The following is a 20272-nucleotide window of genomic DNA, read 5'->3' as shown; positions in this document are numbered from 1 at the left end:
TGCTGCCTAGTATAACGGCCTTGGCGCTCGCTGCCGAAGGAAACGCCGCTAGACGCCGCTAGGCGTAATCTGCTACCAATAAGGGCTTTGCCCGCATCCCGTTAGGGCCACGCTATTTTTCTGGGAATTCCGCATGCTCGAAGCAACCGTCAAAAAGATCCTCCAAGCCCGCGTTTATGAAGCTGCTTGTGAGACGCCTATTTCACCCGCTCCCTTTTTGTCGCGTCGTTTCAATAACCAAATTTTAATTAAGCGCGAAGATCTTCAGCCAGTATTCTCTTTTAAGATTCGCGGTGCGTACAACAAAATGGCCCAGCTGTCTGAAGAGCAGAAGGCAAAAGGCGTGATTGCCGCATCCGCAGGAAATCACGCCCAGGGACTAGCCATGGCCGCCAAGCTGATGGGTGTGAAGGCGGTTATTGTGATGCCGCGTATTACGCCTGATATCAAGGTACAGGCGGTGCGTGCCCGTGGCGCTAAGGTCATTCTGAAAGGTGATGCCTTTGCCGCCGCTGCTGAGCACGCGCAGGAATTGATCAAAGAGCACGGCTATACCTATATCCCGCCCTTTGATGATATCGATGTGGTCGCAGGCCAGGGTACTATCGGGGTGGAAATTCTGCGCCAGCACAGCGGGCCGTTAGACGCGATTTTTATCCCCGTAGGCGGCGGCGGATTAATTGCAGGCGTCGCGGCATACGTTAAGTATTTACGCCCAGATATCAAAATCATCGGCGTAGAAGCTGAAGATAGTGCTTGTTTAAAAGCCGCATTGGAAGCTGGCGAGCGAGTGGTGTTAGATCAGGTAGGTGTGTTTGCGGAAGGGGTGGCCGTTGCGCAAATTGGCGAAGTGCCTTTCTCGTTGGTGCGCGACTTGGTAGATGAAGTCATTACCGTTAATACCGACGAAATGTGCGCGGCGGTGAAAGATATATTTGAAGATACGCGCGCGGTGGCGGAAACCTCGGGTGCACTCTCCTTGGCAGGCCTAAAAAAATACGTGCAGCAAACCGGTGTTGAAGGCCAAACGCTGCTGTGTATCAACTCGGGGGCTAACACCAACTTTGACCGTCTTCAGCATATCGCCGAGCGCACCGAGCTGGGGGAGCAGCGTGAAGCGATCTTGGCGGTGACGATTTCTGAAAAACCCGGCAGCTTTAAAAAGTTCTGCCGCACCCTGGGTAAGCGCATGGTGACTGAATTCAGCTATCGCTATGCGGATAATAGCGAAGCGCATATTTTTGTGGGTGTTCAAGTTAAACCGGGGGGAGAAGATCGTCAGGCGGTGATTGATAAGCTCCGCGAAGGGGGCTACCAAGTGGAAGACCTTACCGATAACGAGCTAGCGAAACTGCATATTCGTCACCTGAGTGGCGGTCGTCCTAGCGAGCGCTTTGAAGAGGAGCTTTACCGCTTTGAATTTCCCGAGCGCCCCGGCGCTTTGATGAACTTCTTAACCCAGTTGCCCCATGACTGGAACATTTCGCTGTTTCATTATCGTAATCACGGTGCCGCCTACGGCCGTGTGTTAGTGGGAATGCAGGTGCCAAATGGGGATCGTACCCATGTGACTGAATACTTGGATGCCATTGGCTATCGCTATTGGCAAGAGAGCGATAACCCAGCCTATCGTTTGTTTATGGCTTAATTGTAAGTGAGTATTCACTAACGCGTTGAGAGAGAGCAGCCAAGCAATCCAAACACAACAAAACGTTTAATTGATCGTCAAAAATAGCGCTTATCGCAGTTGTCAGTAAGTCTTTATAGCCCTATAGTCATGAGCGAAATTAATACAGTGTGTCTCCTTTCCAAAGGTAAAGCCTTGGCGACGCACTGAGGGGTTTTGGGCAACTGCGAAAGACGTTGGAGAAGAGGCATGCGGCGTAAAAAGCCTGATATGGTGATGGCGTTAACAGTAGTATTTTTACTTGGCGTATTAGCTACTGGATATGCGCAAGCGGTGTCGGGGAGTTAACTCGCTACATGACCCCGCAGCAATCGGCATAACGCTGCTCCACCTAGGGTAATGAATCGTTTTGAAAGCGGGCTGGCTCATAGAGTCAGCCCGCTTTTTTTGGACGAACTGTTGACTGATCGCTAACGACCGCGCTGAGTGGAATATCCCAAGGCTCCGTGGGGAGCGCCTCTACCTGCTGGCAGGCATGGGCCACGCCAATGAGTGTAGGCGCAGGCCCTCGGCGACGCATAAAGGCTAAACTACGGTCGTAAAAGCCGCCTCCCATGCCCATTCGGTTTGCCTGAGCATCAAAACCCACCAGTGGGACGATTAACGTGTCCAGTGCCCATGCCGGCAGCCGGTTGTGTTTCTGTGCTGCAAAGCGTGGGCAAGGTTCGGCAATACCAAAGCGGTTTGTGACCATCGGCGTTGTATCGCGGTAGGCAACAAACCAGAGACTGTTGGCGCTAAAAGGACGTAGTACGGGTAAATAGATAGCAATGCCGCGCTGACGAAGCCAAGGGATTAACAGCGTTGGGTCAATTTCACCGTTGACCGGGAGATAGAGGCTGATGCGTTTAGCTCGGCGAATTTCGGGCAGCCGTTTTAGCCGCTGACACAGGGCAGTGGCAGCCTGACGCTGTTGATAAGGAGAAAGTGCGCGTCGTTTCTGCTTAAGCTCACGTCGCAGGGTGCGCTTATCATCCAAGCGCTGGCGAGAGGTGATATGACACGAAGAGAGGTCGTGCATGACAAAGTGTTCCCCAGAGTGCCGCTGTCGTTCTGGCCCTGAACCTACTGGTTCAGGTGGGTGGCCGCAGCCAGACCGTCAGGCTTTCCGACGCACGGACATGCACACGGGCCTGGCTAGCATTTGGCCCCCTGGGTACTGCGCATAGGCTCGAGGGACTATAACGACTGGCGTACACCCCAGAGAACACCGCTATCCTACCAGAGCCAGGGCTAATGCCAAAGTATCGCGTTAAGGTTCTTCACTCCGGCGCGTGTTTGCCAGTGCCTTTTCAAGCCGATCATTTAAGCGGCTGAGGTTCGCTTCGCTGGCGCGGTGCTCGTCTAACGTTTCCAACAGCTCGTGGGTGATATTAAGCGCCGCCATGATGGCAATGCGTTCACTGCCCAGCACGCTGCTTTGGGAGTGAATGCCCTGCATGGCGCGGTCTAAATAGCGAGCAGCGCGCTCAAGCTTGGCTTCTTCACCGGTGTCGCAGGCAATTACATAGTGGCGACCCAGTAGGGTGACTTCTTTCGTTGGCCGCTTAGCGTTACTCATCAAAGGCTCCAGCACCGGTCATTTTGTTGGCCGATGCGTTAACATCACTGCATAGAAAGGATAGACGGCATCCACTATAAGAGAGCCGCTTATGCGGGGTCAACGCGAAGGCGCTGACCGCTGTCGTAACGTATTTTTCTTTAATTAAGCTAACGCGAGTTATCACCATGTCTCTTATTGATGAGCGCCAGGATTTTTCTGATGTTGCAGATGTGTTTCTTTTACATGGCAGTATGCAGTCCCCGGCCTTTTTAGATGGCCGCTTATCGGCCCTGTTGGCGCTGCGCGATATTACTGCTCAAGCGTGGTTGGAAGAGGTCTGCCTCAGCCTGGGCGTTGAACAGCCCCGTGACGCCGCCAGCGCAGAACGCTTGCTCGGCTGGCGAAAGCAAACGTTAGACGCACTGAGCGCCAGCGATTTGAATTACGCGCCGCTGCTGCCAGATGAGCTGTTTTCATTAGCCGAACAGGCTCAAGGCCTAAAAGAGTGGACACTAGGCTTTATGGAAGTGGTCGAAGATGTCGCCGACGACACGCTGCGCGAGCGCTGGTCGCAAACCCTGCGTGAAGCCATCGAGGATTTGGCAGGGCTTGCGCAGATCGAAACCGATATCGACGATAGCTCTGAAAACGAGAATGACCTATTTGCGCTGACTGAACATGCGCGTATGGCGGCCATGCTGCTGTATACCGAACAGCACCCCGGCATGCCCCAGGTTGAGCAAGCTGACGCCCCCGTTCACTGATCTCTGCCTTTTCCAAACGTCTTGACAGGAGCTGTTATGTTGCCTGAGTTACTGCCCCGCCCCGCCGCGATTGAACCCGCTGAGTATCAAAAGCGGCGGGAAGCGCTGATAGCGCAATTGCCGCACAATGCTGCCATGGTGGTGCCAGGGGCGTCCTTGGTCACGCGCTCTCACGATAGCGAGTACGCGTTTCGCCAGCAGAGCGACTTCTACTACTTAACCGGCATTCAAGAGCCAGACGGGCTGTTAGTGCTGTTGCCCGGCCGCGAGGAGGGGCAAAGCGTGGTGTTTTGCCAAGACCGTGACCCCACTCTGGAAGCCTGGACGGGTAGGCGGCTGGGCGCCCAGGGTGTCGAGCGCCTGCATGGTCTTGACCAAGCGTATGAAAATGCCCAGCGCGATGAGCTGTTGCCAGGCCTGCTGGAAGGCCGTGAGCTGCTCTACGCGCCGCTGGATAACCCTGACGCCCTCAGCATCGCCGAAGACGCGTTAGCCCATGCCCAGGCAGGCTTGCGGCGGGGTCAACCTGCCCTAAAAGGCTGGCTGGATAGCCGTCCGCTAATTCACTCCATGCGTTTGATTAAGAGCCCGGCAGAAATCGCGCTGCTGCGCCACGCCGCGGCTATTTCTGCCCAGGCCCATGTGCGGGCAATGCGGGCCTGCCAGTCGGGGTTAAGCGAGTATCAACTTCAGGCAGAGTTGGAGCATGAATTCAGGTTCCAAGGAGCCAGCGGGCCAGCCTACAGTACGATTGTGGGCGGTGGCGCGAACGCTTGCGTACTGCACTATATTGAAAACAGCGACGAGCTAGAGGCTGATACGCTGGTGTTGATTGATGCTGGCGCCGAGTTCGATCTCTATGCTGGCGATATTACGCGCACCTTCCCCGTTAGCGGATGCTTTAATGATGCCCAACGGGCGCTCTACCAAGTGGTGTTAGACGCCCAAGTGCGTGCTGTTGAAGCCGTTGCTCCCGGCGCTACGCTTGCCGATATTCACCAAGGCGTTGTGCATGACCTGACCGCTGGCCTGATTGCGCTGGGGTTGTTAGAGGGTGAAATTCAAGCGCGCATAGATGATGAGAGTTATCGGCGCTTCTACCTGCACTCCACTTCTCACTGGTTAGGGCTGGATGTTCACGATGTGGGCACTTACCGGTTTGATGAGCAAACCCCGCGCCCGCTAACGGAAGGCATGGTGCTGACCGTTGAGCCCGGGCTCTATATACCTGACGAAGACGATATACCCACGGCTTATCGCGGCATGGGCATTCGTATTGAAGACAATGTCGTGGTGACGTCTAGGGGGCATGAGGTGCTGACCGCTGCGGTGCCTAAACAGGTAGCAGAAATAGAGCAGTTAATGAGCAATAAATAACCCGTCTTAAACACGCTGTTTCTGCATTATGTAATTTACGTTACGGTTTACGTTAAGAGTTCAGGAGAGGCCAATGCAAAGCGCTAAGCAAGAGAAACAAACGCTCAGCCACGATATCGTGATAGTTGGCGGTGGCCTGGTAGGGGCAAGCTTAGGCTGTGCATTGGCGCCGCTGATTGAGCGTTACGGCTGGCGTGTGGCGATTATTGAAGCGGCGTCGTTACCTGAAAACGCACAGGATATGCCCTGGCAGCCCAGCTTTGATGCCAGGGCCAGCGCCATTGCCGAAGGCTCTGCCCAGCGCTTTCGCCAACTAGGCGTGTGGGAAGCCATGCAGCACGAAGCAGCCCCCATTGAGCGTATTCATATTAGTGAGCGTGGGCGCCTAGGCGCTGCGCGGTTAAGCGCCAAGGAGCTGGGTGTGACAGCACTAGGGCATGTCATCCCCAATGCGTGGATGGGGCGCGTGCTTCATCAGCAGCTCCAGCGGTTACCCATTGAGTGGTACTGCCCAGCGAAGGTTGACCAGCTAACACCGCAAGCCTACGGCCACCACTTGGTGCTCTCTGACGGGAGTGAGCTAACCGCTGCGCTAACGATTTTGGCAGACGGCGGTCGCTCTGGCCTTAAAGAGCAGCTAGGCATTAGCAGCCGCCGCCACTCCTACGACCAAACCGCACTGATCGCTCATGTTGGAGTGAGTCAACCCCATCAAGGCGTGGCCTACGAGCGTTTTACAGCAGAGGGCCCCATTGCGCTGCTGCCGTTACCCGGCCAAGCCATGGAGCTCGTATGGACCCACGCCAGCGGCACCGAGCAAGCGCGGCTAGCCTTGCCTGATCGAGAGTTTTTGCAGCAGCTGCAAAATGCCTTTGGCGACCGCGTTGGGCGCTTTACTCGGGTGGGGCAGCGTTACAGCTATCCCCTTTCGCTGATCACCGCTGAAGAGTCCGTCAGGCCTGGGTTGGCGGTGCTGGGCAATGCGGCGCATGCGCTTCATCCGGTTGCAGGCCAGGGGTTTAATCTTGCGCTACGCTCGGTGATGGATTTGGTGGAGGCGTTGGAGCAGGGGGCTGAACACCAGCGGGCGCTGGGTGATATGCCTACGCTGCTTGCCTTTGAACAGCGACGCGCTCGGGATCGGGCCAACGTTATTCGTTTTAGTGATGGCTTGGTGCGTCTATTTGGTTACTCGTTACCCCTGCTGCCCCATGCCCGTGCGGCGGGGTTGATTGGGCTGAATCTGGTCGGCCCGCTACGCCGTGGCCTCGCGCGCCGGGCAATGGGTCTTGAGCGATGATTTTCTAAGCCATTAAGGAACATGCGATGACAACGCAAACAGCGGCAAACAAGGCATCGGTTGAACACTTTGACGCGGTGATTGTTGGAGCAGGCATGGTAGGAACGGCGTTGGCAGGGCTGCTTGCCAAGGCGGGTATGCAAGTGGCGCTGGTGGAAGCTAAGGCGTCGCCGCTAGTGCTTAGCGCGTTTGGAGACCACCCACCTGAACCCAGAGTGAGCGCACTGACACCTGTTTCGCAGCGGTTGTTGACCCACCTAGGGGCTTGGCCCGCCATGGAGGTGACCAGAGTAACGCCTTACCGCTATATGCAGGTGTGGGATGCTGAAGGCAGCGGCAGCATTAATTTTTCTGCTGATGAAGCGGGTGCCCCGGTGCTGGGGCATATTGTGGAAAACGTTGTAACGCTGGCGGCGCTCAATGAGCAGGTGCTGAGCCTACCCGGTGTCCATGCGTTTTTTGGTGCACGTATCCAGGCGCTCCAGACCAGCAGTAATGGACGCTGGCTGGTGCTAGAGGGGGGGCGCCAGCTGCACACTCCGCTGTTAGTCGCTGCAGATGGTGCGCGCTCTGCTCTGCGTGAGCTGGCAGGGATTGAGGTCGCTGAAGAGGCGATGGAGCAGGATGCGCTAGTGACGACGGTTTTATGCGAAAAAGCGCATGGTGCTACGGCGCGTCAGGCCTTTATCGCGGGAAGCCCCTTAGCCTTTTTGCCGCTGACGGTGAAGGGCGATGACCGTTACTGTTCGATTGTTTGGTCTACTACGCCTGCGCATGCAGAGGAGCTTGCATCTCTTTCACGGGAGCAATTAGGTGACGCGCTAGGCAGTGCGTTTAACCACCGGCTGGGCAAGGTAACCGTCGTGGATAATGCCCACCGTTTTCCACTGGTGCAGCGGCATGCGGCACACTATGTGCAGCCTAATTTTGCCTTGGTAGGGGATGCTGCCCACAGCATCCATCCGCTGGCCGGGCAGGGCGTGAACCTGGGCTTTATGGATGCGGCAGTGCTGGCTGAAGAAGTGATCACGGCGTGGCAGCGTGGCGCGCCGTGGGGAGCGCTAACCACCTTGACCCGCTACGAGCGGCGTCGGCGTTTTGATAACAGCGCCATGTTAGGGCTGATGAAAGGCTTTAAGGTGCTGTTTGGTAGCCATATACCGGTGTTCACGCTGGCGCGTAATATCGGGATGAGCGGTATGAATCAACTGGTGCCGTTAAAGCGCATGATTATGCGGCAGGCCACCGGAGAGCGGGGGCGCCTGCCGCTGTCGTGTCATTAGCGGCGGCGGCGATCCACGACGTTGAGCGCTTTAAGCAGATTAAGCGCCTCGCTCAGCTGATAATCATCCTGAAGCCGCTGGGTAGATGCAGAGCGTTCGCGAGGTAGCGCCGACTGGCCGCCGAGGTGGCCGTCGAGATCCGCTTCACGGATTTCGCGGCGGCTTTCGGCAACCTCTAGACGCCCACGAACGACCTCGACATCCGGCGTGATGCCTTGTGCTTGAATCGAGCGGCCGTTGGGCGTGTAGTAAAGCGCGGTGGTGAGCTTAAGGCCTTCGCCGTTACCGAGCGGCATAATCTGCTGTACGGAGCCTTTGCCGAAGCTTTCGGTTCCCATGACCACGCCACGGCGCTGGTCTTGCAGGGCACCGGCGACAATTTCAGCCGCTGAAGCGCTGCCGCTGTTAATCAATACCACAAGCGGTACGTCGCCAGCCGGTGTGGCTGGTGAAGCTGAGAAGGACATTTCGGTGTCGGAAAGCCGTCCCTCGGTATACACAATCAGCCCTTCATCCAGGAACAGGTCGGCGACCCCTACCGCAGCCTGGAGTACGCCGCCGGGATTATTTCGCAGGTCGAGAATTAAGCCCTCAAGGGGCTGTTCGCGGCCCATACGCTCAATCGCCTGGCGCGCTTGTTCGGTGGTGCGTGACTGGAATTGACTGATGCGCAGATAGCCGTAGCCAGGTGCTAACACCTCATGCTTAACGCTTTCACTACGAATGATTTCTCGGGTCAGTGTGAACTCGCGCGGTGCCTCTTCCCCTGCCCGCAGCACAGAGATGCGCAGCTGGCTACCGGGTTCACCGCGCATCATGCCCACCGCTTCTTGGAGCGACATGCTGTCAGTGGGTGTGCCGTCAATGCCAATAATAATATCCCGAGAGAGGAGCCCGGCCCGCGAAGCGGGGGTGTCGTCAATGGGCGTAATCACCATTAACTGACCATTCTCAGTACCGACTTCAATGCCAATCCCGCCAAACTCACCCTGGGTAGATTCACGCAGGCTTTGGTATTCATCTTCGTCTAGGTACGCCGAATGAGGGTCAAGTTCGCTGAGCATACCGCGCATGGCATTACGCAGCAGTGTGCGGTCATCGACTTCTTCGACATAGCCGCGTTTTATGCGCTCAAACACTTCGGCAAAGGTTTGTATCTCTTCTAAAGGAAGGTCATCAACCGCGCTGTTACCTGCGGGCTGAGCCGCCAGCGGTAGCGGCGCTAACAACAGGACAAACGGTAGCAGGGTGGCCAAGAAACGCTTGGCGGGGACCGGTACCTCGGTAACAGTTAGCGTCATGCAGACTCCGCTAGGCGAAAGGCAGCGCGTCGCTGCGCTGCGCAAAATTAGACGTTAAAGCTGGATAGAGTAGTAATACACGTCAGCTTATCCCGTCAGCGGCGTGCAATCCAACGTTGTGGGTTAATTGGTTCGCCGCCACGGCGCACTTCGAAGTAGAGCGCCGAACGAGATTGGCCGCCACTGGTGCCAACCCGGCCAATTTCATCGCCTCGGTTGACTTGCTGGCCAGGGCGGACGCTGAACTGCTGTAAGTGGGCGTGCAAAGTCATGATCTGGTCACCGTGATCGATAATCAGCAGGTTGCCAAACCCCCGCATCCAATCGGCAAATACCACTCGGCCGCTATGCACTGCCGTCACCGCCGTGCCTTCGCTAGCTTGGATGACGATGCCGTTGTAGTGCACGCCGTCGCGGCGTTGGAAATCCGCAGTAATGGACCCCTGCACTGGCCAGGGCAAATCGCCTTGGGTGCGTGTGATATGGGTGGTGGGAGTCGGTTGCGCTAAGCGGGCAAGCTCTGCCTGAATGGCGCGCAGCTGCTGCTCGGCCTGTTCGCGGCTTTGGTTAAGATCCGCTAGGCGTTCAGCTTCACTGCCGTAGCGGTCATCGAGCGTTGCTACAACGCCGCGCCGCTCAGCGGTGCGTTGGGCAAGCAGGGTGCTTTGGGTCTCCAGCTCGTCTGCCAGCGTATCAAGCCGTGATTGGCGTTGGCTTAAGGCCTGCTGCGTATCGGCCAGTGCAGCATCTAAGCGTTCAATGTCTGTTAAGCGCTGCTGACGGGCTTGAGTGAGCCGGTTTAAGTAGGCTTGCATGCGATCTAGCTCGGCAGGGTCATTTTGGTTCAGCAGCAGTTTAAGCTGAGGCGTTGGGCCAAGGCGGTAGAGCGCCGCAAGCTGTTGGGAGAGCGCAGCATACTGAGCATCGCGCTCATTCTCTAAGCGTTCCCGATGCGCGAGGAGCTGTGTGGTTTCGTCGTTTAGCTGGCGGCGTTCGGCTTGCAGTGTGTCGAGACGTTGGTGCGTTTGGGCCAGCTCTGTTTCCACTTCTCTTAGCTCACGTTCAGCACTATCGCGTGCTCGCTCAGTGGCACTTAGACGCTCAGCCATTGAGTTAATTTCTTGGCCTAGAGCATCTAGCTGCTGGCGTGCGGCACGTTCATCAGATTGGGCAAAAGTAACGGCTGGCGCATACCCTAGCGCCAGCGTGAGAAGAAGGATTAAGCTGCGCCGCATAGGCATTAACGAAAGCGTAACAGCGGCTTCCCGGTCATTGCCTCGGGAATAGGTTGATTCATCATAGTTAAAAGCGTGGGGGCTAAATCACACAGGCTGCCATCTTTCAACGCGCCGTTTCGCTCGCCTACGTAGATAAGCGGCACCGTAAAGGTGGTATGAGCCGTTTGTGGGGCGCCGGTCTCTGGGTTCACCATCTGCTCAGCGTTGCCGTGATCGGCGGTGATTAAACAGGCGCCGCCAGCCCGCTCGATGGCTTCTACCACGCGGCCAACGCAGGTGTCGACGGTTTCAATTGCCTTAACGGCGGCATTAAAATCACCGGTATGGCCGACCATATCGCCATTAGCGTAGTTACAAACCATTAAGTCAAAACGGCCGCTGTCGATCGCCTCTACCAGCTTGTCCGTGATCTCAAAAGCGCTCATTTCGGGCTTTTCGTCGTAGGTTTTAACGTCGCGGGGGGAGGGCACCAGGATGCGCTCCTCTCCTTCGTACTCGGCTTCATTGCCACCTGAGAAGAAGAACGTCACGTGGGGGTATTTCTCGGTTTCGGCAATGCGTAGTTGGGTAAGGCCTCGCTTAGCCACCACTTCACCGAGAGTGTCGCTCAGATCGGATGGTGGAAATGCCGCTGGCGCGGGAATGCTGGCGGCGTACTGGGTCATCATCACTAAGCCGTCGCCTGCGAGCTTCGGGCAAACGCGACGCTCGAAACCACTGAAGTTGGGCTCGGTGAAGGCGCGGGTGAGTTCACGGGCACGGTCGGAACGGAAATTGAGAAAAATCGCTGCATCGCCATCTTGCAGCGTAATAGCATCACCGTTGAGCGGAATACTGCTAGAGGCGACAAACTCGTCGGTTTCACCGCGTTGATACGCATCGCGCAGCGCCATTTCTGCGCTAGAAGCGATAAAGTCTGCGTGGCCGTCGGTGAGCAGACGATAGGCTTGCTCAACCCGCTCCCAGCGGTTGTCGCGATCCATAGCGTAAAAGCGGCCAATGATGGAGGCAACAAAGCCGTTGTCAGCGCCCACCAGCTCCGCTAAACGGGCATTGGCACGCTCAAGCGAGCGGAGCGCACTTTGCGGCGGCATATCGCGGCCGTCCAAAAACGCATGGACATAAATACGCTGAGCGCCGCGGCGGGCAGCCAGTTCCGCCATGGCGATAAAGTGATCTTCATGGCTATGTACGCCGCCCGGGGAGAGTAGCCCCAGCAGGTGGACAGGACGACCGGCGGCGACGGCTTCATCAATCGGCTTGGTCAGCACCTCAATCGTATCTAGATCGCCCTCTTCAATGGCTTTCGTGATACGGGTAAAGTCCTGATACACAACGCGCCCTGCGCCGATGTTCATATGGCCCACTTCGGAGTTGCCCATCTGACCTTCTGGCAAACCCACATGAAGGCCGTCGGTGTGGACGAAGGCGTGAGGGCGGCTGGCCCATAGTTTATCCATGGCGGGGGTATGGGCGGCGGCCACGGCGTTGTGAGCGCTGTCTGGGTTATGGCCGTAGCCGTCTAAAATGATCAGTGCGACAGGGCGCGGAGTGGCAGTCGATGTAGCCATGGAAACACCTCGTTCAGTTGGCTCGCTAAAGTGCGAGAGGAGCGCTTTGAGACCTTGTGAAAGGCTGCTCAAGCAGTCTTCAGACAACACCTATTGGTCGGGGTCGCGACGCTCGCGTGCATGGGGCATCATAACGCAGGCAGCCATCGGGCGTCATGACCTGCGCGTTATGCTGTGTGACGTGTATACTTGTCGCGTTTCTGACAGTGGCTAGGCCGCTTTTTTCTGCACAGACCAAGAGATTGTGTTCGCGATGATCGATCAGCTGTTCGAATTCGTAATGAATCACCCCCTGTTAGTGGGGGCGTTTTTGCTGGTACTGATAGCGTGGCTTGCCTATGAAGCGCGCAGTGCTGCCACTAATGCCGTGACTTCTACGGAAGCCACCCAGCTCATCAACCGTGAAGACGCGGTGGTACTGGATATTCGTGAAAGCAAAGACTTTAAAGCCGGGCATATCGCTGGCGCACGTAACATTCCCCAAAGCAGCCTCGACAGCCGCATGAGCGAACTGGAGAAAGTCAAAAGCCAGCCGATCATTGTGGTATGCAAGCATGGTCAAAGCTCCGGCGCTGCGCAGGCAAAGCTCTCCAAAGCGGGCTTTGAGCGCGCGATTAAGCTTAAAGGTGGGATGGTGCAGTGGCAGGCCGATGGGTTACCGGTCGTTAAAAAATAATCACGTGGCTGTTAGTACCCGCGTGCTTTTATCTATCGAATGAATTATCAGGAGCATTCCAATGGCGGAAGATAACAATACCCCCCAAGCTGGCGCCGCAGAAGGCGAAAAGCCACAGCTGAAGTTCTCTTTACAGCGTATCTACGTAAAAGATATCTCTTTTGAAGCGCCTAACTCTCCTTCTGTGTTTAAGCAGGCGTTCAAGCCGAAGGTCAACCTGGACCTGAACACTACCAGCCAGAAAATCGCTGACGACCAGTATGAAGTGGTGGTGAAAGTGACGGCTCAGGTGAACGATAGTGAAACCGGCACCACGTCTTTCCTCGCCGAAGTCGAGCAAGCGGGCCTGTTCCGCATTTCAGGCATCGAAGGTGCGCAGTTGGAGCAAACGCTGGGTGCGTTCTGCCCCAACCTGCTGTTCCCTTACGCCCGTGAATGCGTTGACAACCTCGTCAATCGCGGAGGCTTCCCCCCGCTGATGCTGGCGCCGGTGAACTTTGAAGCCATGTACGCCCAGCGCAAGCAGCGTGAAGCGCAGCAGGCTCAACAAGCCGCAGAAAACACGCACTAAGCTATGCCGGAAACGTTGCTCGCCGCTGATTGGGTTGCCTTGCACGGTAAAATGCCGCGTCTCTATGTGCCTTCTGAGTTGGCAGTAGGCGCAACCTTAACGCTTCCGGAAGGCCCTGCGCGACACGTTACGCGGGTGCTGCGGATGGGCGAAGGCGCGCCACTGATGCTGTTTGACGGTCAGGGGCGAGAGGCGGGCGTGCGCTTAGCTGACGTGAGTCGCAAACACACGACGGTGCGTATTGAGGCGCTCTGGCAAGGCAGCGGCGAGTCGCCACTGGCCGTGCATCTTGGTCAAGCGATTTCCAAAGGCGACCGAATGGACTACGCCATTCAAAAAGCCGTGGAGTTAGGCGTTGCCGCGATTACCCCGCTCTATACCGAGCGGGGTGATGTACGCCTCAAAGGTGACCGGGAAGAGAAAAAGCTGGCGCATTGGCAGGCAGTCGCTGCCAGTGCCTGCGAGCAGTGCGGGCGTGCGGTAGTTCCCCCGGTTTATCCACCTATCGCGCTTGATGAGTGGCTCGTCGAGCGCCAAGAGCCGCTGCGCTTAATGCTGCATTTGGCAACAGGCAACGCCTTTAACCAACAGCCTCGCCCTGATGCGGTGGCGCTGTTGATTGGCCCCGAAGGTGGCTTGAGTGAGACGGATGTGAGTGCCGCTGTTGCCAGTGGTTTTACGCCGCTAACGTTAGGGCCTAGGGTGCTGCGCACTGAAACCGCCCCGGTAGTGGCGTTAACGTTACTGCAGCACCACTTCGGCGATTTGTAAGCGCTTACTATCAAACCGCTGCCGACTTTGCTGCGGCAGCGGCTTTTTTGTACCCAACGATGAATGCTATCGGTGCGGCTTTGGGCAGCACCGCTTTGCCTTGGGTTATCCAGGCGCCATAATGAAGATCTACTTTCTGTAAGGATGCCAGCCATGGCACGTGAGTCACACTCATCTCCCCGCTCCGCAAGCGATACATCCGCCCAAATAGGGGATGTGGCGTACTTAACCGTGACAGCGGTGAATAACACGGGTGCCTTTCTGCAGTGGGGACAGCCTAAAGATGTGCTGCTGCCCTACAGCGAGCAGCGTTTTCGCCCCGACCCCGGTAAGCGGGTTCTCGTTATGCTGTATAGCGATGATCAGGGGCGTCCGGTGGCGACCATGAAATTGGATCGTTTTTTGACCGACGATGCTTGGGCATTGGATAAAGGGGATGAGGTCTCTGTAGTAGTTGCCGACCGCACTGATCTGGGTATGAAAGTGGTGGTCAATCACCGTTACTGGGGGTTGATTTATCAAGATGATATTACTCAGCCGCTTCGCCGCGGGCAGTCGCTCAAGGGCTATGTAAAGCAGCGCCGTGAAGATGGCCGAGTCGATATTTCGCTGCTGCCGCCAGGCGCGGCTCGCCTAGATGTGGTGGGCGATAAGGTGCTAAAGGCCCTGCGCGAAAGTGGTGGTTACCTTCCATTAGGCGATAAAAGCTCGGCGCATGATATTAAAACGCGGCTTGGTGTCAGTAAGAGTGCGTTTAAACAGGCGATTGGGCGTCTTTATAAGCAGCAGTTAATTACCTTAGAGCCTGGTGCTATTCGCCTGATGCCCGGCGCGCTCTCCGATGAGCAAGCTGAGTAGCCGCACGTCGCAGTGGTTGGAGCCGTACAGGCAGTGCGGCATACTGGCGGCTATTGTTCATGTATGAATAGGTACTCTAATGAGCCAAGCAACGTTGCATCTCGGTGTGGTGATGGATCCCATCAGCGACATCGCTTACAAGAAAGATACCACTATGGCGATGCTGTGGGCGGCTCAAGAGCGCGGCTACACACTGCATTATATGGAGCAGGACGATCTTTTCTTGAACGCGGGGCACGCCTATGCGCGTATGCGCCCGCTGACGGTGCACCGTGACCCCAACCACTGGTACGATTTGGGGGAAGCGGCTTCACGTCCGCTGGCCGAGTTAGACGTGATCCTCATGCGTAAAGACCCGCCGGTAGATGCCGAGTTTACCAATGCGGTACATCTATTGGGTTTTGCCGAGCGTGAAGGTGTACTCGTGGTTAACCCTACCGCCGCGCTTTTGCAGTGCAACGAAAAGCTTTTTGCTCAGCAGTTTCCCCACTGCTGTGCCCCCACGATAGTCGCCAGCCGCGATGACGTATTGCGCGCTTTCCACGCTGAGCACGGCGATGTGATCTTTAAACCGCTGGATGGTATGGGCGGCACCGGTATTTTTCACATTGGCCCCGATGGCCGTAACATCGGTGCAGTGATTGAGCAACTGACGCTTCGTGGCCAGCGCCAAATTATGGCTCAGCGTTATTTGCCGGAAATCAAAGACGGCGACACCCGAATTCTCTTGGTAGATGGTGAGCCGGTGCCCTATGGGTTGGCACGCATTCCATCCGCAGGAGAAACGCGAGGCAATCTTGCCGCCGGTGGGCGTGGCGTTAGCCGCGAGCTAACCGAGCGTGATCACTGGCTGATTCAGCAGGTTCAGCCCATGATTCGTGAAAAAGGGTTGATGTTTGTTGGTTTAGACGTGATTGGCGATTACATCACCGAAATTAACGTCACCAGCCCGACCTGCGTGCGTGAAATCGATGATCAGCGTGGTACCGATATTGCTGGCATGCTGCTGGGCGCGATTGAGCGTCGGCTGGCCTAAAGGTTGAACGTTCTAGTCGCTAAACAATTCGAGGCTTGCCGAGTCACTGGCGAGCCGTAGGAGACGCATGCAAAGTTTAAAACATCACTTTTTAATGGCTATGCCGCACTTAGAAGACCCTAATTTTGCCGGCAGCCTGATCTACCTTTGTGACCATGATAATAACGGCTGCATGGGCGTTATCGCTAACCGACCTCTGGAAATCACGTTAGACGCCCTGTTCGAGCAGCTCTCGCTTGGCGGCGATGACAGCCCGCACCGTAATGCGCCGGTTTATTATGGTGGCCCCATGCACAAAGATCGTGGCTTCATTTTGCATGTGGGTGACAGCCAAGAGTGGGATTCCAGTGTCCAAGTGGAAGATAACATTGCGCTGACAACGTCCATGGATATTCTGCAGGCACTTGCCGATGGCACGGGGCCTGAGCATTTTCTGGTCTGCTTAGGCTGTGCGGGCTGGGATGTTGGGCAGTTGGAGGAGGAGCTAAAAGAGAACGCGTGGCTGACCGTTGAAGGCGAGGGAAGCGTGCTGTTTGATACGCCCCCAGCCGAGCGTTTAACTGCCGCCGCTGGAATTTTGGGCGTTGACCTAAATCTGATGACCCGTGATGCAGGGCATGCGTGATGGTGAAGTGTCATGGCGGATAGCGGTCAGCGGCTGATACTCGGGTTTGATTTTGGCACCCGGCGTATTGGTGTTGCGGTGGCTAACGAGCTGCTAAAAAGTGCTCGGGAGCTGTCACCTCTCACCGCTCGCGACGGAATTCCTGATTGGCATCTTGTCACGCGTTTAGTCGAGGAGTGGCAGCCTGATCTGTTTGTGGTGGGTTTGCCGCTCAATATGGATGGCACTGAATCGGCCATGAGCACGCGGGCCCGTAAGTTCGGCAACCGCCTGCATGGGCGCTATGGCAAGCCCTGTGAAATGGTTGACGAGCGAGGCTCTACCCGCGAAGCAAAGCAGATCGCTCATGCCTCAGGCCACCGTGGCAACTACCGGGAAGAGAGCGTTGACGGCATCGCCGCCGTGCTTATTTTAGAAGGCTGGTTCGCCCACCAGGAAGGGCTTCCCGGTGGGCGTAGCGCTTATTAACGCGGTATAGAAAATTATCGGTCCAGCGTACCGGTTTGGGTGGGAACGAACCAACGTACCGAGCGCAGATCCTTCTCAATCAAATCGTCAACTTTCAGCAACGTTGCGAAAATCGCCATCCGCATAGGGATGCCGTTATCCGTCTGGCGGAAAATCGCTAGGCGTGGGTCGCCGTTTAAATCGACGTTTAAGTCATTGGCCCCAGGGCGGCTATCCCGAGGCAGTGGGTGCATCACAATCGTATTCTGGCCGCAGCGCTGGTTAAGGAAATCGCGGTTGACCATAAAGTCATCGGAAAGCCCCTGGAAGCTCTCGTTCATCTCGTCGGTAAAGCGCTCTTTCTGAATCCGCGTGGTGTAAACCACGTCTAGGTCTGAGAAATCGCTGGCCAATGAGTCGCGCTGTTCAATGCGGTGCCCGCGTGAGGTCACTAAGTCAATCAGTGTTGAAGGCATCTCAAGCCCAGGCGGAGAAACCAGGGTAATGCGCAGCGGATCGTAAAGGGACAGCAGCTTAATCAGCGAATGCACTGTACGGCCATACTTTAAATCGCCGGTCAGTAAGATATGCGCGCCACTGAGCGATTTACCTAACCGCTGAAACTCTTTATCAATCGTATAAAGGTCTAGCAACGCTTGGCTTGGGTGTTCACCCGGGCCATCCCCACCGTTAATCACCGGCACGTTGGTCGCCGCTGCAAACTCTGCCACTGAGCCTTGATCAGGATGGCGCATGACAATCGCATCGCAGTAACCGCTCATCACTCGGCTAGTATCGTAGAGCGACTCTCCCTTCGCCATGGAAGAGAAGGTGAAGCCCGTGGTGTCGCACACGCTGCCCCCTAAGCGGCAAAAGGCAGCATTAAAGCTCACTCGTGTGCGGGTGCTCGCTTCAAAAAACAGGTTGCCCAACACTGCTCCTTCCAACACCCGCGTTACTTGGCGACGGCTAGCAATCGGCTCCATGCGTGCCGCAACGCGTAATAGGTGATCAACGCTCTCGCGGCTTAATGAATCGACAGTTAATAGGTGCTGGCTCATCATGGACCTCATCATAAGTGGGCGTGGTTGAAAGGTGGCAGCTATAATAGAGTGCTCAGTGTAACCGCCAAACGGAACCTGCCGAAGCGGTTTCCATTGCCTTATATAAGAGGGCAAATGAGGCGGCAGAGACTTTTTTCGACTATTTGATCATTAGCTCTTGCCAACCCGGCCGCGAATCCGTAAAGTACGCATCCGCTGCCGGGGACGCCAAGCGTTACCAGCGGTGCATGAAGGTGAAAACCTTCGGTTTGTCAGTAGGTTAGAGCAGTTGTTTGGCTCGCCTCGTTCGCTGAATTCAGTCACTGAAAACAGCGGTTGACAATCACCAGGAAATGCGTAGAATACGCCTTCCTCGCTGAGGCAACACGGTTCAAGTCATCGAGCCAACACAGCGAAACAGCTCTTTAACAATTTGATCAGGTAATTCATGTGGGCGCTTGCCGATGAGGGTGATAAATCACCAAATATCAAGGCAAGCGCACAAGAAAGATTTTCGAATCTTTCGAATTCGTTTGAACCTTGAGCCAAGTTTGATGCGCTTCTGTTGCTTTCGAGTGACAGGTAAGCATCACAATGATTTTAAACTGAAGAGTTTGATCATGGCTCAGATTGAACGCTGGCGGCAGGCCTAACACATGCAAGTCGAGCGGTAACAGGTCTAGCTTGCTCTTGCTAGATGCTGACGAGCGGCGGACGGGTGAGTAATGCATAGGAATCTGCCCGGTAGTGGGGGATAACCTGGGGAAACCCAGGCTAATACCGCATACGTCCTACGGGAGAAAGGGGGCTCCGGCTCCCGCTATTGGATGAGCCTATGTCGGATTAGCTAGTTGGTGAGGTAATGGCTCACCAAGGCAACGATCCGTAGCTGGTCTGAGAGGATGATCAGCCACATCGGGACTGAGACACGGCCCGAACTCCTACGGGAGGCAGCAGTGGGGAATATTGGACAATGGGGGCAACCCTGATCCAGCCATGCCGCGTGTGTGAAGAAGGCCCTCGGGTTGTAAAGCACTTTCAGCGAGGAAGAACGCCTAGGGGTTAATACCCCCTAGGAAAGACATCACTCGCAGAAGAAGCACCGGCTAACTCCGTGCCAGCAGCCGCGGTAATACGGAGGGTGCAAGCGTTAATCGGAATTACTGGGCGTAAAGCGCGCGTAGGTGGCTTGATAAGCCGGTTGTGAAAGCCCCGGGCTCAACCTGGGAACGGCATCCGGAACTGTCAAGCTAGAGTGCAGGAGAGGAAGGTAGAATTCCCGGTGTAGCGGTGAAATGCGTAGAGATCGGGAGGAATACCAGTGGCGAAGGCGGCCTTCTGGACTGACACTGACACTGAGGTGCGAAAGCGTGGGTAGCAAACAGGATTAGATACCCTGGTAGTCCACGCCGTAAACGATGTCGACCAGCCGTTGGGTGCCTAGCGCACTTTGTGGCGAAGTTAACGCGATAAGTCGACCGCCTGGGGAGTACGGCCGCAAGGTTAAAACTCAAATGAATTGACGGGGGCCCGCACAAGCGGTGGAGCATGTGGTTTAATTCGATGCAACGCGAAGAACCTTACCTACTCTTGACATCCTGCGAACTTGTGAGAGATCACTTGGTGCCTTCGGGAACGCAGAGACAGGTGCTGCATGGCTGTCGTCAGCTCGTGTTGTGAAATGTTGGGTTAAGTCCCGTAACGAGCGCAACCCTTGTCCTTATTTGCCAGCGGGTAATGCCGGGAACTCTAAGGAGACTGCCGGTGACAAACCGGAGGAAGGTGGGGACGACGTCAAGTCATCATGGCCCTTACGAGTAGGGCTACACACGTGCTACAATGGCCGGTACAAAGGGTTGCCAACTCGCGAGAGTGAGCTAATCCCGAAAAGCCGGTCTCAGTCCGGATCGGAGTCTGCAACTCGACTCCGTGAAGTCGGAATCGCTAGTAATCGTGAATCAGAATGTCACGGTGAATACGTTCCCGGGCCTTGTACACACCGCCCGTCACACCATGGGAGTGGACTGCACCAGAAGTGGTTAGCCTAACGCAAGAGGGCGATCACCACGGTGTGGTTCATGACTGGGGTGAAGTCGTAACAAGGTAGCCGTAGGGGAACCTGCGGCTGGATCACCTCCTTAAGCGATGCATCATCCTCGCGGTAAGCGCTCACAATGAATT

Annotated in this window: 18 protein-coding genes, 1 rRNA gene and 1 other RNA gene; 13 read left to right on the top strand and 7 right to left on the bottom strand. The window is 56.0% G+C overall.

The features are described 5' to 3' along the window. Window positions 1-133: 133 nt before the first annotated feature. Complete coding sequence (ilvA, locus tag LOS15_RS13875; RefSeq protein ID WP_263066527.1) at window positions 134-1648, top strand: threonine ammonia-lyase, biosynthetic; 1515 nt, start codon at window positions 134-136, stop codon at window positions 1646-1648. Window positions 1649-2060: 412 nt separating this feature from the next. On the opposite strand, the gene LOS15_RS13870 is transcribed toward ilvA, so the two are convergent. From LOS15_RS13870 to LOS15_RS13860, 3 genes are all read right to left on the bottom strand, one after another. Further along, on the bottom strand, window positions 2061-2708 hold the full coding sequence (locus LOS15_RS13870) for a 5-formyltetrahydrofolate cyclo-ligase (RefSeq protein ID WP_263066526.1): 648 nt from the start codon (window positions 2706-2708) through the stop codon (window positions 2061-2063). A 6-nt stretch (window positions 2709-2714) separates the two neighbouring features. After that, a non-coding RNA gene (ssrS, locus tag LOS15_RS13865) (6S RNA) lies at window positions 2715-2897 on the bottom strand. Window positions 2898-2939: 42 nt separating this feature from the next. Then, window positions 2940-3248, bottom strand: coding sequence for a cell division protein ZapA (locus LOS15_RS13860; RefSeq protein ID WP_263066525.1), 309 nt, complete (start codon window positions 3246-3248; stop codon window positions 2940-2942). Window positions 3249-3415: 167 nt separating this feature from the next. Here LOS15_RS13860 and LOS15_RS13855 point away from each other — a divergent pair, with 167 nt between their 5' ends. The 4 genes from LOS15_RS13855 to LOS15_RS13840 all read left to right on the top strand — a co-directional run bounded on the left by LOS15_RS13855 (window position 3416) and on the right by LOS15_RS13840 (window position 7954). Next, a complete protein-coding gene (locus tag LOS15_RS13855; RefSeq protein ID WP_263066524.1) occupies window positions 3416-3994 on the top strand; it encodes a YecA family protein in 579 nt (192 codons plus the stop codon). A 36-nt stretch (window positions 3995-4030) separates the two neighbouring features. Continuing rightward, window positions 4031-5371: a Xaa-Pro aminopeptidase gene (gene pepP, locus LOS15_RS13850; protein WP_263066523.1), complete on the top strand. Its 1341-nt coding sequence runs from the start codon at window positions 4031-4033 to the stop codon at window positions 5369-5371. Between the two features lie 73 nt (window positions 5372-5444). Continuing rightward, the gene (gene ubiH / locus LOS15_RS13845) at window positions 5445-6671 is read left to right on the top strand and encodes a 2-octaprenyl-6-methoxyphenyl hydroxylase (protein WP_263066522.1); all 1227 of its coding nucleotides are present in this window, start codon (window positions 5445-5447) and stop codon (window positions 6669-6671) included. Window positions 6672-6697: 26 nt separating this feature from the next. Continuing rightward, window positions 6698-7954, top strand: a complete 1257-nt coding sequence (locus LOS15_RS13840) for a UbiH/UbiF/VisC/COQ6 family ubiquinone biosynthesis hydroxylase (protein WP_263066521.1) — start codon at window positions 6698-6700, stop codon at window positions 7952-7954. On the opposite strand, the gene LOS15_RS13835 is transcribed toward LOS15_RS13840, so the two are convergent. From LOS15_RS13835 to gpmI, 3 genes are all read right to left on the bottom strand, one after another. After that, entirely contained in the window at window positions 7951-9255 is a 1305-nt protein-coding gene (locus LOS15_RS13835) for a S41 family peptidase (RefSeq protein WP_263066520.1), read from the bottom strand. The genes LOS15_RS13840 and LOS15_RS13835 overlap by 4 nt on opposite strands. A gap of 95 nt (window positions 9256-9350) precedes the next feature. Then, window positions 9351-10490: a murein hydrolase activator EnvC family protein gene (locus tag LOS15_RS13830; RefSeq protein WP_411537052.1), complete on the bottom strand. Its 1140-nt coding sequence runs from the start codon at window positions 10488-10490 to the stop codon at window positions 9351-9353. Between the two features lie 5 nt (window positions 10491-10495). Further along, complete coding sequence (gene gpmI / locus LOS15_RS13825) at window positions 10496-12064, bottom strand: 2,3-bisphosphoglycerate-independent phosphoglycerate mutase (RefSeq protein WP_263066518.1); 1569 nt, start codon at window positions 12062-12064, stop codon at window positions 10496-10498. Between the two features lie 253 nt (window positions 12065-12317). Here gpmI and LOS15_RS13820 point away from each other — a divergent pair, with 253 nt between their 5' ends. The 7 genes from LOS15_RS13820 (at window position 12318) to ruvX (ending at window position 17069) form a co-directional block, all read left to right on the top strand. Next, the gene (locus LOS15_RS13820; protein WP_263066517.1) at window positions 12318-12740 is read left to right on the top strand and encodes a rhodanese-like domain-containing protein; all 423 of its coding nucleotides are present in this window, start codon (window positions 12318-12320) and stop codon (window positions 12738-12740) included. Between the two features lie 61 nt (window positions 12741-12801). After that, window positions 12802-13311, top strand: coding sequence for a protein-export chaperone SecB (gene secB, locus LOS15_RS13815; protein ID WP_009102012.1), 510 nt, complete (start codon window positions 12802-12804; stop codon window positions 13309-13311). Window positions 13312-13314: 3 nt separating this feature from the next. Continuing rightward, the gene (locus LOS15_RS13810; protein ID WP_263066516.1) at window positions 13315-14082 is read left to right on the top strand and encodes a 16S rRNA (uracil(1498)-N(3))-methyltransferase; all 768 of its coding nucleotides are present in this window, start codon (window positions 13315-13317) and stop codon (window positions 14080-14082) included. A gap of 153 nt (window positions 14083-14235) precedes the next feature. Next, window positions 14236-14940, top strand: coding sequence for a S1 RNA-binding domain-containing protein (locus tag LOS15_RS13805; protein WP_263066515.1), 705 nt, complete (start codon window positions 14236-14238; stop codon window positions 14938-14940). Window positions 14941-15019: 79 nt separating this feature from the next. Next, window positions 15020-15976: a glutathione synthase gene (gene gshB, locus LOS15_RS13800; RefSeq protein ID WP_263066514.1), complete on the top strand. Its 957-nt coding sequence runs from the start codon at window positions 15020-15022 to the stop codon at window positions 15974-15976. Window positions 15977-16043: 67 nt separating this feature from the next. Beyond that, a complete protein-coding gene (locus LOS15_RS13795) occupies window positions 16044-16601 on the top strand; it encodes a YqgE/AlgH family protein (protein WP_263066513.1) in 558 nt (185 codons plus the stop codon). Window positions 16602-16613: 12 nt separating this feature from the next. Next, window positions 16614-17069 (top strand): Holliday junction resolvase RuvX, encoded by a 456-nt coding sequence (gene ruvX / locus LOS15_RS13790; protein ID WP_263066512.1) that lies wholly within the window; start codon window positions 16614-16616, stop codon window positions 17067-17069. A gap of 14 nt (window positions 17070-17083) precedes the next feature. Here the strand turns inward: ruvX and LOS15_RS13785 are convergent, their stop codons facing one another. Beyond that, complete coding sequence (locus LOS15_RS13785) at window positions 17084-18109, bottom strand: aspartate carbamoyltransferase (RefSeq protein ID WP_263069738.1); 1026 nt, start codon at window positions 18107-18109, stop codon at window positions 17084-17086. 584 nt (window positions 18110-18693) lie between these two features. Between LOS15_RS13785 and LOS15_RS13780 the strand changes: the two genes are divergently transcribed. Beyond that, a 16S ribosomal RNA gene (locus LOS15_RS13780) occupies window positions 18694-20232 on the top strand. Window positions 20233-20272 lie beyond the last annotated feature (40 nt).

The organism is Halomonas sp. 7T, assembly GCF_025643255.1.
Classification (GTDB): Bacteria; Pseudomonadota; Gammaproteobacteria; order Pseudomonadales; family Halomonadaceae; genus Vreelandella.
The sequence above is the reverse complement of the archived record's forward strand: the minus strand, read 5'-3'. Positions and strand labels throughout refer to the sequence as shown.